Below are 17,585 nucleotides of genomic sequence, written 5' to 3'. Positions count from 1 at the left end.
ACTGCTAAACGTTAAGTTTAACGGGAGCAGTGTATGTTATTAGTCGATGCCTTATTGCACGAGCTGGACCTATTTGGTGTTAAACAGCTGTTTGGTATCCCCGGCGATTTTGTATTGCCGCTATTTGAACAGCTGCAGCAACGTAATATGCTGCCACTATATTATTTAAGCCATGAGCCCTCAGTGGTATTTGCCGCAGATGCGGCTGCCCGGATAAGTAACAATCCGGCAGTGGTGATCTTAACTTACGGCGCTGGTGCGCTAAATGCTGTCAATGCGGTGGCGCAGGCCTATGTAGAGCATGTACCTTTGGTGGTTATTGCCGGTTTTCCCAGCCAAACCGAAATCGATCGTGGTTTACAAATTCATCATCAAGCCAAAACGGTTGACTCACAACGAGACATTTACCGCGAGATCACCGCGGCCCAGTTCCGGCTGGATAATGCCCAAAGCGCAGGCGCCGATATTCATGCGGCCTTATTAACGGCTAAACAGCAAAGCCGGCCGGTATTGCTTGAAATACCCAGAGATGCGGTGCAAATGCAGACATCGCTTGGGAGCGCCGAATTGCAGGAGGCCAGTTCTCAGGATGAACTTGAACTGGCAGCAACAGATTTAGCAGCCCGTTTAGCACAGGCAAAGCAACCGGTCATACTGGCCGGAGTAGATGTTCGCCGCTTTGATGCGGTAGCAGAGCTTGAGGCGCTGGCAGAAAAACTGAACATTCCTTTTGTCAGTACATTAATGGGCCGGGCCAGCTTTAATCAGCAGCATCCGTTATATGCAGGTATCTTTCTGGATAAAACCGATATTCGCCCGACGCAGCTTTTACGTGACGCTGATTTAATTCTGCAGGTAGGAGTAATTAAAACGGACAGTAATTTTGCCGCACACAGTGAGTTATTTCCACCGCACAAAGTGGTATGTATCGAACAAAACCAGCTGAAGTTAGGACCCGCTACTTATCATCAACTAGCGCTAAAACCTTTGCTGGCTGCCTTACAAAAACACACTACTGTGCGATATGCGCACTGCAGCCTGCCTGCTGCATCAAATGTAACACCCGATAAATCGCTCAATGCAACCAGTGTTGTGCAGCGATTGGACCTAGTGCTGGCTGCAGGTAAACAAACAGTGCCGCTTATCTCGGATATAGGTGATTGCTTGTTTGCATCCTTACATGCCAATCCCAGCTTGATGCTGGCACCGGCATTCTATGCCTCTATGGGCTATGCCGTGCCGGCGGCTTTTGGCGTGCAGGCGGTAACTGGCTTACGTCCTGTCGTGTTGGTTGGCGACGGCGCGTTTTTAATGACCGGGCTTGAGCTGGGTCACTTTACCCGCTATGGCTTTGCGCCGGTGATTATTGTGTTTAACAACCAGCGCTGGGACATGATAGAGGCCTTTGCGCCGGGGCTGAATTGCACCAATTTAACCAGTTGGCATTATGCAGAGCTGGCGCGTAGCATGGGCGGAAACGGCACGCAGGTAAGTAATTTGGATGATTTTGAACAGGTGCTGCAGCAGGCACTTGATAATAGCGAAAGTTTTAGCCTGATAGAAGTAATGCTGCCGCCCGGGAGCCGCACGAGTAGGTTAAATAATTTTGCTGCTGGCTTTAAAGCAGCAGGTCAGAATGACAGGTGCCGCTGTTAAGCCTACTTTAATTAGGTGCCAGGTAATTAAGGTAGAAAAGTTATGAATATGCTCGTAAATATTGATGTCGAAGATTTAGATGCTGCAATCAATTTCTACATCACTGCCATGGGGCTGCAGGTCGGCCGTCGTTTCGGTACTGTTGGCGTAGAAATGCTTGGCAGTTCGTCGCCTATTTATTTACTTGCCAAAGCCGCCGGAACTGCTGCGGTCGAGTCATCGCCACAATTGCGCGACTACCATCGCCATTGGACACCGGTTCATCTGGATTTTGTGGTAGAAGATATTGATGCCAGTGTTCAACAGGCTATTAGCGCCGGTGCCCGGCTGGAGAAATCAATCATGACGCAAAAGTGGGGCAAGCTGGCGCCGATGGCAGACCCATTTGGCCACGGTTTCTGTTTTGTACAGTTTGTTGGCGCAGGCTATGACGAAATCGCGGACTAGCGGATAATGCGCAGAGCGAGTATGTAATCTTTTTGGGAAACTACAGCAGCAGTTTTATCAATAACGAGACCAATGTGCGCTTACTGATACTGTTCGTAAAGCGCGATAAGCAGAAACTGCCGGCTTTAATGTTACCGCCGGCAAACTAACTACTCTTCAATACATCGCTAAGCACCACTCTGCTTAACCATCATTGCTAAGTAGCGTTATCCAGCCATACCGCACATGTCATTTAAATGCTTGACCCAGTGTGTTTTTTCGGTAAATGTAATAGCTGATTTTAGGTAAACTCACATATTTATTTTGTAGTGGTAAGGTACATCAAAAAATAAAAAACTGAACCTTAGGGCTGCTTAGTCAAGTGAGTTGTCTTCACAGGATAGAAAATGAAAATTGAAGTTGCATGTGAAAAAGGTAGTAGTAATAAAGCTAAAGGGGATCTCCTAGAAAAATTAGCGAAAAAGCTGCTACTGTCGCAGAACTATGACGTTATCGAAGAAATACGAGTGGTTGGTGCCGAACTAGATCTTTTATGTAAGCATAAAGTAAATGGAAAAAAGATTTATGTTGAATGTAAAGCCCAAAAAGAACCTATATCGGCACCTGTCTTGCGACAACTCTGGGGTACTGTAGATATTGAGGAATATTCGGAAGGATGGATAATCACTACGTCTGACTTCACTAAGGATGCTAAAGGATTTGTTGAAAATTGGAGAGCGAAACCCCAGGAAAAGTCTGAAAGGTTAAGCTTCTATTCCCCATCAGTTATTATTGAAGCGCTGAAGAGCTCTTTAATTATTTGCGAGCCTCCAAATTTAGCTGCGGAAGAATTTATTGGCAATACTGAAGAGCTTGGAGACTGGACACTTCTATTATCTCAATTCGGAATGTACTGGTGTGTCTATACACTCAAGGGTGGAGCTCCTCATGGAGTTTTGATTTATAGCGCTTCAAGTGGTAAGCAAATTCGTGATGAAGATACCATTCAAAATCTGGCTACTTTAGAGACGACAGTTGCAGATTATGATCTTAGAGTTGGTATTGCCAATGAGAAAATAATCGTTGGCACTTTTTCTTCTAGATTGCCATCTGTTGTTCAAGTCCAGATTGGTGAATCTTGGGATGATTACCGTCCCGCGAGACCCAAAGATTTTGTCGGACGAGATGCTACCCAGAAGGAAATATTGAAGTTTTTAAGTTCAGCAAAAGAGAACTCGGGAACAAGGATCTTTGCTATAACTGGGAATTCGGGGCTTGGGAAGAGTTCTTTAATAGCAAAGCTAAGAGATAGATCAAAAAATATACGTTATAAAAATAAGTACTTCGTTTATGCCGTCGATATACGAGGTGCGAGAGAACCTTCTTATATCCTAGCTTCATTTCTTGCATCTTTGAGAGAGGCACAAAGGAATGGTTTTGGTGATAAAATTGAGCTTAGCCTAAGTGATCCAAGCTCCCCTTTGAATTCTAGTAGTATTCAATTTTATTTAGATTCATTGGAGCATAAAGAACAAGTGATTTGTTTGGTTTTTGATCAATTTGAAGAGCTTTACTCAAAACCAGAGCTATTTGGTGTATTTAATGCAGCTAAAGATTTGATGCTTGATGTTACAAGTAGCCAAAAAAATTTAGTGTTAGGATTTGCATGGAAGACAGATAGTACTACTCAACAAGACCATCCAGCATATCATTTATGGCATGAATTAGCGGATCACAGGCGGGAGTATAGGTTAGATGTTTTTGAAAGTGGAGAGATTTCAAGTTCAATAACAAAGTTTGAGAAGGAAATTAATCAGAAGGTATCGGCTGAAATAAGGCATCAAATTTCTGAGGTTAGCCAAGGATATCCATGGTTACTGAAAAAGTTATGCATTAATTTATATGAAGGTATAAAGAAGGGAGAAAAAGCCGATTCTTTGCTGTTAGATTTGGATGTTGGGCGACTGTTTCAGGCAGACTTGAATAATCTTTCTCAGCAAGAGCTAATGTGTTTGAAACTTATTGCCCAGAACGCTCCTGCTGATTGGAGTGAAATTATCGAAACCTCTGGTACAACTGTTTTAAATAATCTTGTACATAAAAGATTGGTTATAAAAAGTGGTGACCGGCTGAATGTGTACTGGGATATTTTCAAAGATTATCTTTTGACCGGGAGAGTTCCAGTAGTTCCCTATAATTACATACCGACATCAGATCCTTCTTCTTTGATTAATCTGTGCACAAGACTTAAAGTTAGTGAGTTCACAGACTCTTTAAATTTGGGATCTCTTGTTGGCCTTAATGAAAGAACGATATGGAATATCGGTGCTGATCTCGTTATGCTGGGCTTGGCAGAACGGGATGGTACTTCTTTTAAGGTCAGTAAAAAGCTCGGTGCAAATGATGAAGTATCTATATTAAATCTTCTTCGCGAAACGTTGGGTAAACATGCTTTAAAATTAGCCATTTTTAAAAATCATTCAGGAAAGACAATATCTGCAGATGCTGTGCGCGAAACATTTAGTGATTGTATGCCGAAAGCTAAATTTGGTGAGAATACTAGAAATATTTACGCTAACAGGTTAACAAACTATTTGATTTACAGTGGGTATTTGTTGCGAGCTGGAAATTTCTTTATTGTTCAAGACACTGGTTCTCCGGTATTAGATAGAGACGGTTTAGTACGCCGAGGTAATCAACGCGGTAAAGTTTTCTCTGTTTCTGTTTCTCCATATGCTACTTATTCAGCACTAATTGATATCACTAATGCAGGTGTAGTAGTCCAAGAAGTTGGAAGGAATGAACTTTCGGTTTTAAAGAGGTTTGAACTCGTGACTGTTAAGAATGATCTTGTTTACCAGAATGCAGAGTCAATATTGAAGTCTGGTGGTGTTAAGGAAGCAATTTGGGCGGCAGCAAAAAATGAGAAATCTTTATTAAGATGTATAGAATTGGCTCAGGAAAATCCAGATATGAACCCCAAAGAAATAGCTGCCAAAATTTCTGACGAGTATAAGTTAAACTGGTCAGAAGGTTCTAATAAAAGAAATGGTGGAATACTAAAACAGTGGTCATCGTGGGTGAAAGAGGGCATGGAATTGTCAAGTATTCCTACGCCACCTGGCCGCCCGAAATAAAACCCAATTTAAGGGATAGATTATATTTTAACTAAATAACAATGATAAATTGTGTGAAAATTTATTTTATAAAACATTTTATTGTGAATTATAGATGATAGTGCTAACCACTATAAAGGATTGATTTTGAAAGTTTATAGGTTTGAAAAATCAATAGAGAAAAGATTTGAAACTATCCGATGTGGAAAGCTATGGGCATCATCTCCATCGATGTTTAATGATCTTTATGACTGTAGGATTAAAATAATAAATGATGAGGTAAATTTTAAAATTGAAGCAATAAAAGAATCGTTTGATTTCTTGTATTCTAATTCTGATAGTTCATATGTATCACATATCGCTAGGGCGGCATTAAAAGAGGTTTTGCGAATTGATGAAAGGAAGAATGTTGGATCTACATTGAGAAACTTATTTTCTTTCCTAGATTTAATCGAAGACCTCATTGTTAATAACAACTCGGTTGTTTGCTTTTTTTCGTCTTTAATCACAAATCCTCTTATGTGGGCTCATTATGGAGATAATCATACTGGATTTTGTGTTGAATATGAAGTTGTTGAAAACTCCAATGATTTATTTAAGGTGAATTATACAACAGAACTGCCAGCTTTTTCCTTAGAGGAGCTTATCTTCTGCCCTAATCAAATTGTTCGCAGAGTGCTAACAACAAAGCAGTTTGAGTGGGCGTATGAAAATGAATTTAGATTAATAGAACCTTTGAAATCAGGGAAGGGGAAAATAATTGATATGCCAGAATTTTTGATTCCAAAGAAAGTTATTTTAGGCGCCAAATTCCAACGGGGTGATCATGAAAAAATTCCTTACTGGCATGCCAATAACATGGCGAAATCGCTGAATGTGACTCTGTCAAAAATGGTTTATCATAATCATAATTTTTATGAAGAGGAGATCGTGGTTAGGAATTGATGAAATAAATTTTGAAGAGTATTCTTCCTTTTGACGGTTTTGTGCTCTACTAAAGTTTTGTACCTTTATTTGGCAGAAAGATCTGTTAATAATAAAATATTGTTTTAACCTAAAATTGTTTGCTGAGTTCCTGATTTTCCGGTGAGCAAAGTATTAGTCGCAGGTTTTACTCCTGGCTGTCAATCTGACTCGCTCACTTTAACCTCAAATCCCAATTCCGCATTTAATCCAACGCCACTGCCTTAATCTGCGCATATACCTGCTGACCAACCTGTAATCCCAATCTTTCAACTGAATGTTTGGTTAGCAGTGCCTGCAGCGGCTGTCCTTCCAGTGTTAGCTGTACCAGCGTTTCTGCCGGGTGCGGCGCACTGTTAAAGCCGCTGATACTTACCTGCAGCTGATTGCTGACCGAGCTGTCGTTAAGTGGTGTTAGGCTTAGCGCTACATCGCGCGCCTGAATACGTAAACGGTATGACGTGGGGGAGTAGTTTGCGCTGTCGCAATGTTGCGGTGCTGGGAGTTGCAACTGCTGCTGACCAATACTGAGCTTCAGCAGATGATTATTACACCCATGGCTTTTGGCATCTAGCATCGACATAGCGCCGATAGCTGCTAGTTGTGGTTGTAGTAATTGCTGTTGCAGCGGGCCCTGGCTGTGAATTCGACCATCCTGCATGAGTACCAGATTATCGGCCAGTTTAACAACGTCATCCAGTTGATGGCTTACCAGTAACATAGGAATGCCGGTCTGGCAGGCGATGCTTTGTAAGAACGGCAAAATCTCGCAGCGGCTTTGCTGATCCAGCGAAGCCAGCGGTTCATCCAGCAACAGTAACTGTGGTTGGCTAAGTAACGCCCGGCCGAGTGCGACGCGCTGACGCTGGCCACCGGATAATTGCGATGGCACTTGTTGCAATAACGGAGTCAGCTCCAGCATCTGGATAACCTGCTCAGGTTTAAGCTGTATAGCAGCGTGTTTTGCCAGCCGTTTAAAGCCATATAGCAGGTTTTGTTCAACCGTCAGGTGCGCTAATAAGCTGCTTTCCTGAAACACCATACCAATGCGGCGCTGATGTACTGGCACAAAACGGCCGTCTTGCTGCCATATTGTAGCGCCACATTGCACTTCAGCACCGGTATGGCGATCAAGGCCAGCTATAGCGCGCAGTAGTGTAGTTTTACCACAGCCTGAGCGGCCAAATAACGCGGTCACACCTCGTAGCGGCAGGCAGTTATCTATCTGCAGACAAAAATCACCCCGCTGCATAGTTAACTTTAGGGTTAAACCGGTAGTTGTCTGGCGTGGGCAATTCTGCTCGGTGACCGCCAGCCAGTGTTTGCCCTGGCGCGCTGTGATTTGAAACAGGCTCATCACAGCACCGCCTCGCGCTGATTGCGCCGGTTTAAACCATAGACAATAAACAGCACAACAAAAGCGCTGACTAATAACCCAAGCGATAGCTGCTGCGCCTGAGCGTAATTCATCGCCTCGGTGTGATCGTAGATCAGTACTGACAGCACCTGAGTTTCGCCGGGAATACTGCCACCGAGCATCAGTATCACGCCAAATTCACCCAGCGTATGGGCAAAGGTTAATGTGGCAGCAATGATAAAGCCGCCACGACACAATGGCAGTACCACGCTAAACAGCTGATCGAGCTTGCAGGCACCTAAAGTGGCCGCCACTTCCAGCGGTCTTGGCCCCATACGGCGAAAGCTGTCCATAAGCGGTTGTACGGTAAAGGGCAGTGAATACACAACGGAGCCGATTAAAATGCCACTAAAGCTAAATGCCAGATGATTAAAGCCCAGTTGCTCCAAAGTGCTGCCGACTGCGCCATGCGGGCCAAGTAGCAGCAATAAATAAAACCCCAGTACTGTTGGCGGAAGTACCAATGGCAGTGCCACTATTGCCTGAATAGCCGTGCGCAATTTGCTGTCGCTAAGTGACAGCCACCAGGCCAGCGGTGTGCCTAGTAGCAATAAAATCACGGTGGTGTATAAGCATAGCTTTAGGGTGAGCCTAATCGCTTGCCAGTCTTGCGGGCTGAGTGTGGCGAATAGTTCTGCCATCAGTTCGCCTCCGGCTTTTCGAATCCCGGCTGTTCAAAGCCCGGCTGTTCAAAACGCCCTTGTTCAAAACCATAGTGCTGCATAATGCTTAGCGCTTGTGGTGTTGTCATAAAGGCGCTGAACTGCCGCGCAGCCGTGTTAGCTGCGCCGTGGCGGGTAATGACATAGGCCTGCAGCAGCGGTTGGTGCAGCTCAGTATTAATAGGCTGGTAGCCCTGGCCTGCCAGCTCAGGAAAGCGGGCCAGCGACAGCGCAATAATGGCGATATCGGCGCCGCCACTTTGCGCCAGTTGCGCAGTTTGGGCGATATTTTCACCATAGACGATTTTCGGCTCTACCTTTTGCCAGACACCGGCAGCCTGCAAGGCTTGTTTAGCGCGCTGGCCATAAGGCGCATGGGCTGGCTGGGCGATGGCGAGGCGGGCAAAATCCAGTTCTGCCAGCTGTTCTAGCTTAATGCCGGCCATATTCTGTTTTGGGCTCCACAGCACTAAATGCCCCAGCGCATAAGGCTGTGGCGCAGCGGCAGCGAGGCCGTCCTGATATAGCTGTCCGGCAAAGCTGATATCAGCGGAGAAAAACATATCATAGGGCGCGCCATGGCGGATCTGAGTGCTGAGTTTGCCGCTGGCGCCATAAATTACCCTGACATCAAGCTGATTCTGCTGTTGAAACAGGCTAACGATGTCAGCCATGGCATAGCGCAGGTCGGAAGCGGCTGCTATGGTTAGCTTGTCTCCGGCATAACTGCTTAAGGTGAAAAGCAAGCAAACAGCAAAGAATAGATGGCGCATCAGTTACTCCCAGCGCGCCAGAGCTTGCTGGTCGCTGACCTTGGCTGCCACCCAGTAATCACCTTGCGCGGTATGCTCTTTTTTCCAGAATGGCGCTTGGTTTTTCAGGTAATCCATAATGAACTCACAGGCAGCAAAGGCCGCTGCGCGGTGGGCACTGGCAATTCCGACAAACACAATTTGTTGCTGTGGTTTAAGCGTGCCTACCCGGTGAACAATGCGCACAGCGCCAAGCTGCCAGCGTTGCTTTGCCTGTTCTGCGATTGCAATAAGGGCTTGTTCTGTCATGCCGGGGTAGTGCTCCAGCGTCATGTTGTGCAGTATGTTGTTGCTAAGCTCACGTACCAGGCCGCTAAAGGTGACAATAGCGCCGCAGTTGGCCTGCTGGCGCAGCTCGTCGTATTCGCTGGCGACGCAAAAGTCGTCGCTTTGCACCGCAACAAAGATGCTCATGTCATTCTCCATCCGTTAGCCACTATCTCTTAACCGCCCGTTACCGGCGGGAAAAATGCCAGCTCATCACCGTCCTGTACACTGGCCGTTAACGGCACCAATTGCTGATTAACAGCGCAGAGCAAATCATTGCGGCTAAGCTCTAGTTGCCAGTTGTGGCAGCGGCTTTGCAGTTGCTGCAGTATGTCGGCAACCTGCAATATTTTGTCATCGCAGCTCAGCAGGTATTGCTCGCAGTCAAGCCGCTCGCGCAGCGCGGCGAAAAACAGAATTTTAATCATTTGGCCTCCACAACATAATGTCCGGACTTACCGCCGGTCTTTTCTAGCAATTGTACCTTTAGGATCGACATTGATTTGTCGACAGCTTTGCACATATCGTAAATGGTCAGTGCGGCAACCGAAGCTGCGGTCAAGGCTTCCATTTCAACGCCGGTTTGCCCGGTTACACGGCAACAGGTTTCGATACAAACCAGGCCTTGTTCAGCGTTTAAAGTGAACTCTACCGTAACTTTGCTCAGCATTAAGCTATGGCACAGCGGGATTAGCTCGCTGGTTTTCTTCGCTGCCATAATGCCGGCAATACGGGCGGTGGCCAGCACATCGCCCTTTTTAAGCTGAGCCTGCTTAATTAATGTGATGACGTCTGGCGTAGTTTGCAGCAAGGCACTGGCGCGTGCCAAACGGCTGGTATGGGCTTTATCAGCAACATCCACCATGGTGGCGGCACCACTGTCGTCTAAATGTGTAAGATCAGAATGTGTAGCACGGTTTGCTGCTGTCATATCAACCTCCACAGCTTTTGCTTGGGCTATTTTTTATATGAGCGACAAAGTTGCAGGGACCCGTTTGTGCGTCTAGTTGCGGCAAAATGAGTTGCTGCATCGCCAGGGTACAGGCGCTACCCGAGCCTGGCATCGCAAATAGCAGGGTGTCGTTTGCGATACCAGACACTGCGGCAGATTGCATGGCCGCAGAGCCTAACTGGCTAAATGAAAGTTGACGAAACAGCTCGCCAAATCCCGGCACCTGCAGATCCAGCAGCGGGGTTATGGCTTCGATGGTGCAGTTACCTTTGGCATAACCCGTACCGCCGTTAATCAGAATAATCTGAATATTGCTACTGGCTATCCAATGGCTCAACAGTGCGCGCAGAGTATATTTATTGTTTGGCAGCAGCGATCTGGCGGCTAGCTTATGGCCTGCCTGCACCAATGAATCGCTAAGTAAGTCTCCACTGCTGTCGTTATCGCAGCTGCGACTGTCTGACACAGTAAGTACGGCAATGTTTAGCGGATAAAACCGGTTTAAATCAGGCTTTGGCATACAAGCTCCCGCTGTTAACTAATAAAAGATATTGCTGCCAATCGTCTGGCGTATTGGTATTGAGAAGTTCAATTACTGGCGCCGTTAAACTAACGGCATTTAGTTGTGTCAGCAGGGCTTTAACCGAACGCTGGCCACTGCGCAGCTGCGCACTTATCAGGCAGTTAAGCGCCGGGCTTACCGGTAATACGCAAGGCAGCGGGCTATGGCTAAAATAGCAGGCTTTGCCATTGGCGTGTTGCAGCAGTTGCTGCACTCTGGTCACTGTTAATAGCGGGGTATCAATGGGCAATACCAATAACTGCGAGCCGTTACAGTGTTGCAGCGCTGCCAATATACCGGCTAAAGGCCCTTGCTCAGGCAACTGATCAGAAATAAAACCCGGCAGGTTGCGGCTTATCAGCACTTCCGCCGCGCCGCTTTCCAGCGCCAATTGCTGCATATGCGCCAGTAGACTCTGGCCATTAAGTTGAAGTAGAGCTTTATCCCGGCCCATGCGGCTGGATTTTCCACCGGCTAAAATTAGTGCGCTAAAGGGTGTTGCACTGCTCATCTCATCCACCTCTTTTATCCACCGATTTGGGCTAAATGCCGGGTGCTGCCGCTGTAATCCTGTGTCAACTGGTGGCTGAAAGCTTTGCCTTGCACCGATTGCTGTAAAAAGCGCATTAAGGTTGCGCTGTCATCAGTTTGCAGCAAGCTACGTAAGTCCTGATAAGTATCGGTAAACAGGCACAGATACAGTTGGCCGCTACTGGATACCCGAAGCCGGTTGCAATCAGCGCAAAAATCTTTGCTATAGGGCATGATCAGGCCAATTTTTCCTTGATAGTCGCTGTGAGAATACTCAAGCGCCGGGCCATCAGTACGGGCTTTGGGGTTTAACTGCCAACCGTCGGCTAACAATTGCTGCTGAATACTGGCACCGCTTAAGTGTTGGTGTTGATAAAAATTAGCATTGTCACCGGTGCGCATTAATTCGATAAAGCGCAGTGCAATGTCCTGTTGCTTTACAAAATTTAAGAAGTCCGGTAACGCCAGTGCGTTGTGTTGCTTTAACAGTACGGTGTTTATTTTGACTTGTTTTATGCCAATGGCTTTTGCGTAATGTATACCAGCTAAAATATCGGCAAGTTTGTCCTGGCCAGTAACCAGGTGAAAGGTATCGGCATCTAAACTATCGACACTGACATTCACGGCGTCTAAACCGGCTTCCTGCCACGCCTGTGCATCGCGTTTTAAGCGATAGCCGTTGGTAGTGAGTGCGACCTTTTCAATACCCGGTACCGCTTTGCAGGTGGCAATAATTTCCGTTAAGTCTTTGCGTAGAGAAGGTTCGCCACCGGTAATGCGTACCTTTTTTGCGCCCAGTTTGGCAAAGGCAATGATCAAACGGCGAATTTCTGCCAGAGTAAGCTCGCCGCTGCGGGAGTGACAGTCAGTGCCATCTGGCAGACAGTAGGTACAACGGAAATTACAGCTTTCCGTGACTGAGAGCCGCACGTAATTAAATCGGCGCGAATAGGCGTCAGTTAACATCATTCACCTTTCCAGGTCGGGAGGTAAGACCGTTTCCAGACTTACCCGGTGGCGTTATTGCCACGGCATACCGTTCATAGCATTTTATGCGTTAGAGCCGGTAGCTCGGTGTTCTGTACACAAGCTTAAAAGCTTGGCGACAATTTTGTTATTGCCATTAAGGGGCGTTTGGCTACTCCATTGGGGGTAGTAGCCACACTTGATCTTGCTGAAGCTTCACGGTAAAAACTCGCAGTTTCAAAGAGCTATCACTTAAGCAAAGACCATCACTAAGCCGGTACTGCTGTTTATGCAGCGGGGCCGCGACATAAAACTCACCGTTGCTTTCGCCAACCAAGCCATGGGCGATTATCGGTGCCTGCGATACCGGGTCGATGTGGCTGACCGCATATAACTCGATATCTGTGCCTGGCAGGTAAAAAAGTGCTATTGCAAGCTGGCCAAAGCGGGCGGCGACACCGGAAAACGGCACTAAGTCCGTTTGCTGGCACAAGACTATTCCATTACTGTGTGCTGCATTGTAAGTGTCGGTTACATAAGCTAGCTGACTCATAGGGTTGTTTCCTTGCTGTTAACCTGGCGGACGGGAATAAGTTGGCCGCGCTCCGATACAAAACCAAACTCGCTACGGGCCGGCGCCGCAGCGTTAACATAGCTGTTAAAACGGGCACGCTGCTGTGGATCATTCAGCGCGGTTCGCCATTCGCATTGATAGTTTTCGATCAGCAGCTGCATTTGCGCTTCAAGCTCTGCGCCAAGGCCAAGGCTGTCGTAAATAATGACATCGCGCAGATAATCCAGGCCGCCTTCGAGGTTATTCATCCAGGTAGCGGTGCGCTGCAGACGGTCGGCGGTTTTGATATAAAACATCAGCAGCCGGTCGATATAGCTAAGCAGTTGTGCGTTGGTTAAATCAGTGGCAAATAAGTCGGCATGACGTGGTTTCATACCGCCGTTACCGCAGACATACAGGTTCCAGCCATTTTCGGTAGCAATAACGCCGACATCTTTACTCTGGGCTTCAGCGCATTCGCGGGTGCAGCCGGATACCGCCATTTTAATCTTGTGTGGCGCGCGCACGCCTTTGTAGCGGTTCTCCAGTAATATCGCCATGCTGACACTGTCCTGAACACCATATCGGCACCAGGTACTGCCAACACAGGATTTTACTGTACGCAGTGACTTGCCGTAGGCATGGCCGGTTTCAAAACCCGCGTCAATCAGCTGCTGCCAAATCAATGGCAGTTGATCCAAAGTGGCGCCAAATAAATCGATGCGCTGGCCGCCGGTGATCTTGGTATACAGCTGATACTGCTCCGCCACTTTGCCGATGCTAATCAGCATAGCCGGTGTGATCTCGCCGCCCGGTATGCGTGGCACGACCGAGTAAGTACCGTTTTTTTGCATATTAGCTAAAAACGTATCGTTAGTGTCTTGCAGCGCCACATGTGGCTTGGCCAACACCGGCTCGTTCCAGCAACTGGCCAGAATAGAGGCCACCGCTGGTTTGCAAATTTCACAGCCATGGCCGCGACCGTGGCGGCTAATTAATTCGTTAAAGGTTTTAATGCCATCAACCCGCACCAGATGGTACAACTGCTGACGGCTGTAGCTAAAGTGCTCGCATAGATCAGTGCTTATCGCCACTCCGCGGGCACTGAGTTCGTGTTCAACTACGCTTTTAAGCAGCGCCGCGCAGCCACCGCAGCCGGTGGCGGCTTTAGTACAGCTTTTAATGCCGGCTAAATCTTGCACGCCGTTATCCAGTGCCGCACAAATAGCGCCTTTACTGACATTATGACAAGAGCACAGCGTGGCAGTGGCGGGCAGGGCAGCGGGGCCGAGCAGGGGCTTGTCACTGCTTTGTGGCAGGATCAGGCTTTGCGGATCTGCGGGCAGTGCAATGCCATTCAGCGCATATTGCAACAGCGTATCGTAATAGCTGTTATCACCGACCAGCACCGCGCCCAGCAGCTGTTTGCCGTCAGGGCTTAACACTAATTTACGGTATTCACCGAGTAAGTCATTGCGATAGCGCAGGCTGATACTGCCCGGTGTGCGGCCATGCGCATCGCCGATAGAGCCAACATCAACACCCAGCAGTTTTAGCTTGGTTGACATATCGGCGCCGGTAAAGCTGTGGCTGTCATCTCCGTTTAATACTGCCGCAGCAGTGCGCGCCATCTGGTAGCCCGGAGCGACTAAGCCAAACAGTTGGCCCTGGTAAAGCGCACACTCGCCAATGGCATAAATATTACTGTCGCTGGTTTGGCACTGGTGATTGATAGCAATGCCGCCGTGCGCGCCAAACTCTAAGCCCGCGTCTTTGCCCAGTGCGTCTTGTGGCCGGATCCCGGCTGAGAACACGATTAAATCGGTTTGCAGCACGCTGCCATCGGCAAAATTAAGCTGCAGGCGCTGCTCGCTGCCGGCAGTGATGCTACTGGTGGCTTTGTCGGTATGTACGCTGACGCCTAATTGCTCAATTTTGCTGCGCAGCAGCTCGCCACCGTCTTTATCTAATTGCACCGGCATCAGCTGTGGCGCAAATTCCACTACATGCGCCTCCAGGCCTTGCAGCTTCAGGGCATTGGCTGCTTCAAGCCCTAATAAGCCGCCACCTATTACCACACCGACCCGTGCGCCATCACTACTGGCGCTAATGGCCTCAAGATCTGCAATGGTGCGATACACCAGACAGTGCGGCTGGTCATTGCCAGGGATTGGCGGTACGAAAGGATAAGAACCCGTTGCCAATACCAGCTTGTCATACGGGTAGCTGGCTTTGGCAGTGCTGACCGTTTTGCTGTCGCGGTCTATTGCCAGTACCGGCTCATTCAGCTTCAACTGAACCTTGTTATCCGGGTAGTAGCTATCTGCTACAAGCTGCAGTTTATCGGCATCGCCATCACTGAAGTAATCGGATAAATGTACTCTGTCATAAGCGGGTCTATCCTCACCGGCAAATACCGTAAGCTGCCAGTCGCTGCTGTGTTGCTGTAATGCCAGCCACTGCTCAATAAAATGCTGGCCAACCATACCGTTGCCAATAACCAGCAGTTGTTTAGTCTTGTTTGTTGTCATTATCGGGCTCCTAAGCGGCATCTTGTTTAGGGTTGCTAAGCGCTAACGGCTCTGGCGCTATAGTGTCGGCCTGGCCGAGCACTAAGCTGCTGCGACAGCCGTGATAAGGTTGTTGTAGGTTAATCAGCTGGCTTAATTGCTGACTAAGGCGGGTATCGCCGTACAGCACAGCTCCAACTAAACAGGGGCCGCGCCACCACAGCCGGCGATACTGCGCAAGTTCGCTATCCAGATACTCAGTACAGGCATCAAAACTGTTGCTACTGGCACACAGTGCAGCGATATCACCACAGGAACTTAGCGCAATGCCGCTGATTTTCAGCTGTGTTGCGGTTTTTTCGCTGTGATAAAGGGCGATCTCGCCGCATAGCGTCCGCGCCAGCTGTATTGCCTGCTGATTAACCGGCGCCACTAAGCCAAAGGTTTCGCCGTTAAGCTCTATACATTCGCCCAGTGCATAAACGCTGTTGTCTGAACTTTGCAATTGCTGGTTAACCACTATGCCGCGGTTAACTTTTAAACCGGCTTCCTGCGCCAGGCTGATATTCGGGGTAATGCCCAATGCCAGCACCACAAGATCGGCTTTTATCCGCTGCTTGCTGGTTAACGTAACTGACTGTAGCTGGCCGCGCTTATAGTTAAGTTGGTCAATTTCACTGTGGGTGAGAATGTTGAGTCCGCGGTCGAACAGTTGTTGTTGCAATAAGCCTGCTGCGGCGGCATCGAGCTGGCGGTTTAACAGATAAGCGCCGCGCTGCAACAGACTAACCTGCATACCGAGTTTGCGCAGACCCTCTGCGGCTTCCAGACCGAGAAAACCACCACCGACCACGACGGCATGATGGTGTTGCTGACCGGCCAGACGCAGTGTAGCCAGATCCTGCCAGTTACGAAAATGACAAATACCCGGCGATAAATTGCCACAGCTATCTTTGGCATAAGCCGGTGTTAACGGCTGTGCACCACAGGCCAACACCAGCTGCTGATAGCGGCGGTAGCGGCCGTGACGGCTGACGACCAACTTACGCTCACGATCAATGAGCACCACCTCATCGTCGCAAATCAGCTCTATACCATGTTCGGCATACCAGTTGGTGCTTGCCAGCTCAGCTGCGCTATCGGACAGCTCATTGCTGAGCAGGCTGGATAACAGCACGCGGTTGTAAGCGGGTTTAGCTTCAGCACCAAATACCACTATGCTAGCGGGTCGGTTTGGTAGTTGCACCAGCTCGGCCAGCAGGCGCTGACAAGCCATGCCGTTACCAATGATAATCAGCTCTGCTTCTGTCATGCCCGTTTCTCCGCAGTTTTGGCAACGGCAGTGGCTTTTATTGATCCTGCATTGGGTAACACTTCAACTTTGCGCTGCTTTTCATACAAAAAGCTGAGTACCTGATGACGGTAGTGGTTGTAGGTCGGGCAATCCGCCAGTGCGATGCGATTGCGCGGCCTTGGCAGTTCAATCTGTAGTACTTCACCTATGGTAGCGGCCGGGCCATTAGTCATCATCACGATACGGTCGGATAACAGCACGGCTTCATCGACATCGTGCGTGATCATAATAACCGTGTTGTTTAGCCTGGCCTGTATTTCCATCAACGAGTCCTGCAGATGCGCACGGGTTAGCGCATCTAACGCACCGAACGGCTCGTCCATTAACAGCACCTGTGGCTGCATGGCTAACGCCCGGGCTATACCAACACGCTGTTTCATACCGCCGGATATCTCTGCCGGGCGCTTATCGCGGGCATGGCTCATTTGTACCAGCGCCAGGTTATGCTCTATCCAATCACGCATTTCTTGCTTAGTTTTCTGGCTGCGAAACACTTGTTTAACCGCCAGTTCTACGTTTTGGTACACACTTAGCCAGGGGAGTAGTGAATGGTTTTGAAACACCACCGCACGCTCTGGCCCTGGGGCATTGATTTCTTTCTGGTTCAAAATAACGCCACCTGAGCTTGCCTGCAGCAGGCCGGCAACCAGATTTAGAACCGTGGATTTGCCGCAACCAGAGTGGCCAATCAGACTGATAAATTCGCCTTTGGCGATATCCAGATTGACGTTTTGCAGCGCGACAAAGGCCCCCTTTGGTGTAGGGAAGCTGATGCCGAGCTGACTAAGTTCCAGATGGGATTTTGGCATGGTGTTTTTCCTCTAAATCGCGGCTGTTG

Annotated in this window: 17 protein-coding genes and 1 riboswitch; of the genes, 4 read left to right on the top strand and 13 right to left on the bottom strand. The window is 48.2% G+C overall.

The window, feature by feature from the left end; genetic code table 11:
- The first annotated feature begins 33 nt into the window (after positions 1 to 33).
- The 4 genes from LHL18_RS04385 (at position 34) to LHL18_RS04370 (ending at position 6,143) form a co-directional block, all read left to right on the top strand.
- The gene (locus LHL18_RS04385) at positions 34 to 1,656 is read left to right on the top strand and encodes a thiamine pyrophosphate-binding protein (protein ID WP_226765916.1); all 1,623 of its coding nucleotides are present in this window, start codon (positions 34 to 36) and stop codon (positions 1,654 to 1,656) included.
- 42 nt (positions 1,657 to 1,698) lie between these two features.
- Positions 1,699 to 2,103: a VOC family protein gene (locus tag LHL18_RS04380; protein ID WP_226765915.1), complete on the top strand. Its 405-nt coding sequence runs from the start codon at positions 1,699 to 1,701 to the stop codon at positions 2,101 to 2,103.
- Positions 2,104 to 2,489: 386 nt separating this feature from the next.
- Positions 2,490 to 5,219 carry a restriction endonuclease gene (locus LHL18_RS04375; RefSeq protein WP_226765914.1) on the top strand — a complete coding sequence of 910 codons (2,730 nt, stop codon included), beginning with the start codon at positions 2,490 to 2,492 and terminating at the stop codon, positions 5,217 to 5,219.
- Between the two features lie 126 nt (positions 5,220 to 5,345).
- Positions 5,346 to 6,143 (top strand): DUF2971 domain-containing protein, encoded by a 798-nt coding sequence (locus LHL18_RS04370; protein WP_226765913.1) that lies wholly within the window; start codon positions 5,346 to 5,348, stop codon positions 6,141 to 6,143.
- A gap of 223 nt (positions 6,144 to 6,366) precedes the next feature.
- Here the strand turns inward: LHL18_RS04370 and modC are convergent, their stop codons facing one another.
- From modC to LHL18_RS04305, 13 genes are all read right to left on the bottom strand, one after another.
- Entirely contained in the window at positions 6,367 to 7,518 is a 1,152-nt protein-coding gene (gene modC / locus LHL18_RS04365; protein ID WP_226765912.1) for a molybdenum ABC transporter ATP-binding protein, read from the bottom strand.
- Positions 7,518 to 8,219: a molybdate ABC transporter permease subunit gene (gene modB, locus LHL18_RS04360; RefSeq protein WP_226765911.1), complete on the bottom strand. Its 702-nt coding sequence runs from the start codon at positions 8,217 to 8,219 to the stop codon at positions 7,518 to 7,520. Before modB ends, modC begins: the two co-directional genes overlap by 1 nt.
- Positions 8,219 to 9,013 carry a molybdate ABC transporter substrate-binding protein gene (gene modA, locus LHL18_RS04355; RefSeq protein ID WP_226765910.1) on the bottom strand — a complete coding sequence of 265 codons (795 nt, stop codon included), beginning with the start codon at positions 9,011 to 9,013 and terminating at the stop codon, positions 8,219 to 8,221. The genes modB and modA overlap by 1 nt, the downstream gene beginning before the upstream one ends.
- 3 nt (positions 9,014 to 9,016) lie before the next feature.
- Positions 9,017 to 9,466: a molybdopterin synthase catalytic subunit MoaE gene (gene moaE / locus LHL18_RS04350; protein ID WP_226765909.1), complete on the bottom strand. Its 450-nt coding sequence runs from the start codon at positions 9,464 to 9,466 to the stop codon at positions 9,017 to 9,019.
- 29 nt (positions 9,467 to 9,495) lie between these two features.
- Entirely contained in the window at positions 9,496 to 9,747 is a 252-nt protein-coding gene (locus LHL18_RS04345; RefSeq protein ID WP_226765908.1) for a MoaD/ThiS family protein, read from the bottom strand.
- Positions 9,744 to 10,250 carry a cyclic pyranopterin monophosphate synthase MoaC gene (gene moaC / locus LHL18_RS04340; protein WP_226765907.1) on the bottom strand — a complete coding sequence of 169 codons (507 nt, stop codon included), beginning with the start codon at positions 10,248 to 10,250 and terminating at the stop codon, positions 9,744 to 9,746. The genes LHL18_RS04345 and moaC overlap by 4 nt, the downstream gene beginning before the upstream one ends.
- Position 10,251: 1 nt before the next feature.
- Entirely contained in the window at positions 10,252 to 10,791 is a 540-nt protein-coding gene (locus LHL18_RS04335; protein ID WP_226765906.1) for a molybdenum cofactor synthesis domain-containing protein, read from the bottom strand.
- Complete coding sequence (gene mobA / locus LHL18_RS04330) at positions 10,778 to 11,344, bottom strand: molybdenum cofactor guanylyltransferase (RefSeq protein WP_226765905.1); 567 nt, start codon at positions 11,342 to 11,344, stop codon at positions 10,778 to 10,780. Before mobA ends, LHL18_RS04335 begins: the two co-directional genes overlap by 14 nt.
- A 14-nt stretch (positions 11,345 to 11,358) precedes the next feature.
- Positions 11,359 to 12,330, bottom strand: coding sequence for a GTP 3',8-cyclase MoaA (gene moaA, locus LHL18_RS04325; RefSeq protein ID WP_226766005.1), 972 nt, complete (start codon positions 12,328 to 12,330; stop codon positions 11,359 to 11,361).
- Positions 12,319 to 12,453, bottom strand: a riboswitch (molybdenum cofactor riboswitch). (Overlaps the previous gene by 12 nt.)
- Positions 12,454 to 12,502: 49 nt before the next feature.
- A complete protein-coding gene (gene nirD / locus LHL18_RS04320; protein ID WP_226765904.1) occupies positions 12,503 to 12,883 on the bottom strand; it encodes a nitrite reductase small subunit NirD in 381 nt (126 codons plus the stop codon).
- A complete protein-coding gene (gene nirB / locus LHL18_RS04315; RefSeq protein WP_226765903.1) occupies positions 12,880 to 15,414 on the bottom strand; it encodes a nitrite reductase large subunit NirB in 2,535 nt (844 codons plus the stop codon). The genes nirD and nirB overlap by 4 nt, the downstream gene beginning before the upstream one ends.
- Before the next feature lie 10 nt (positions 15,415 to 15,424).
- The gene (locus LHL18_RS04310) at positions 15,425 to 16,705 is read right to left on the bottom strand and encodes an NAD(P)/FAD-dependent oxidoreductase (RefSeq protein ID WP_226765902.1); all 1,281 of its coding nucleotides are present in this window, start codon (positions 16,703 to 16,705) and stop codon (positions 15,425 to 15,427) included.
- Positions 16,702 to 17,556 (bottom strand): ABC transporter ATP-binding protein, encoded by an 855-nt coding sequence (locus LHL18_RS04305; protein WP_226765901.1) that lies wholly within the window; start codon positions 17,554 to 17,556, stop codon positions 16,702 to 16,704. Before LHL18_RS04305 ends, LHL18_RS04310 begins: the two co-directional genes overlap by 4 nt.
- Positions 17,557 to 17,585 lie beyond the last annotated feature (29 nt).

The organism is Rheinheimera aquimaris, from assembly GCF_020531985.1.
Classification (GTDB): Bacteria; Pseudomonadota; Gammaproteobacteria; order Enterobacterales; family Alteromonadaceae; genus Alishewanella; species Alishewanella aquimaris.
This window is presented reverse-complemented; position numbering and strand designations above follow the sequence as displayed.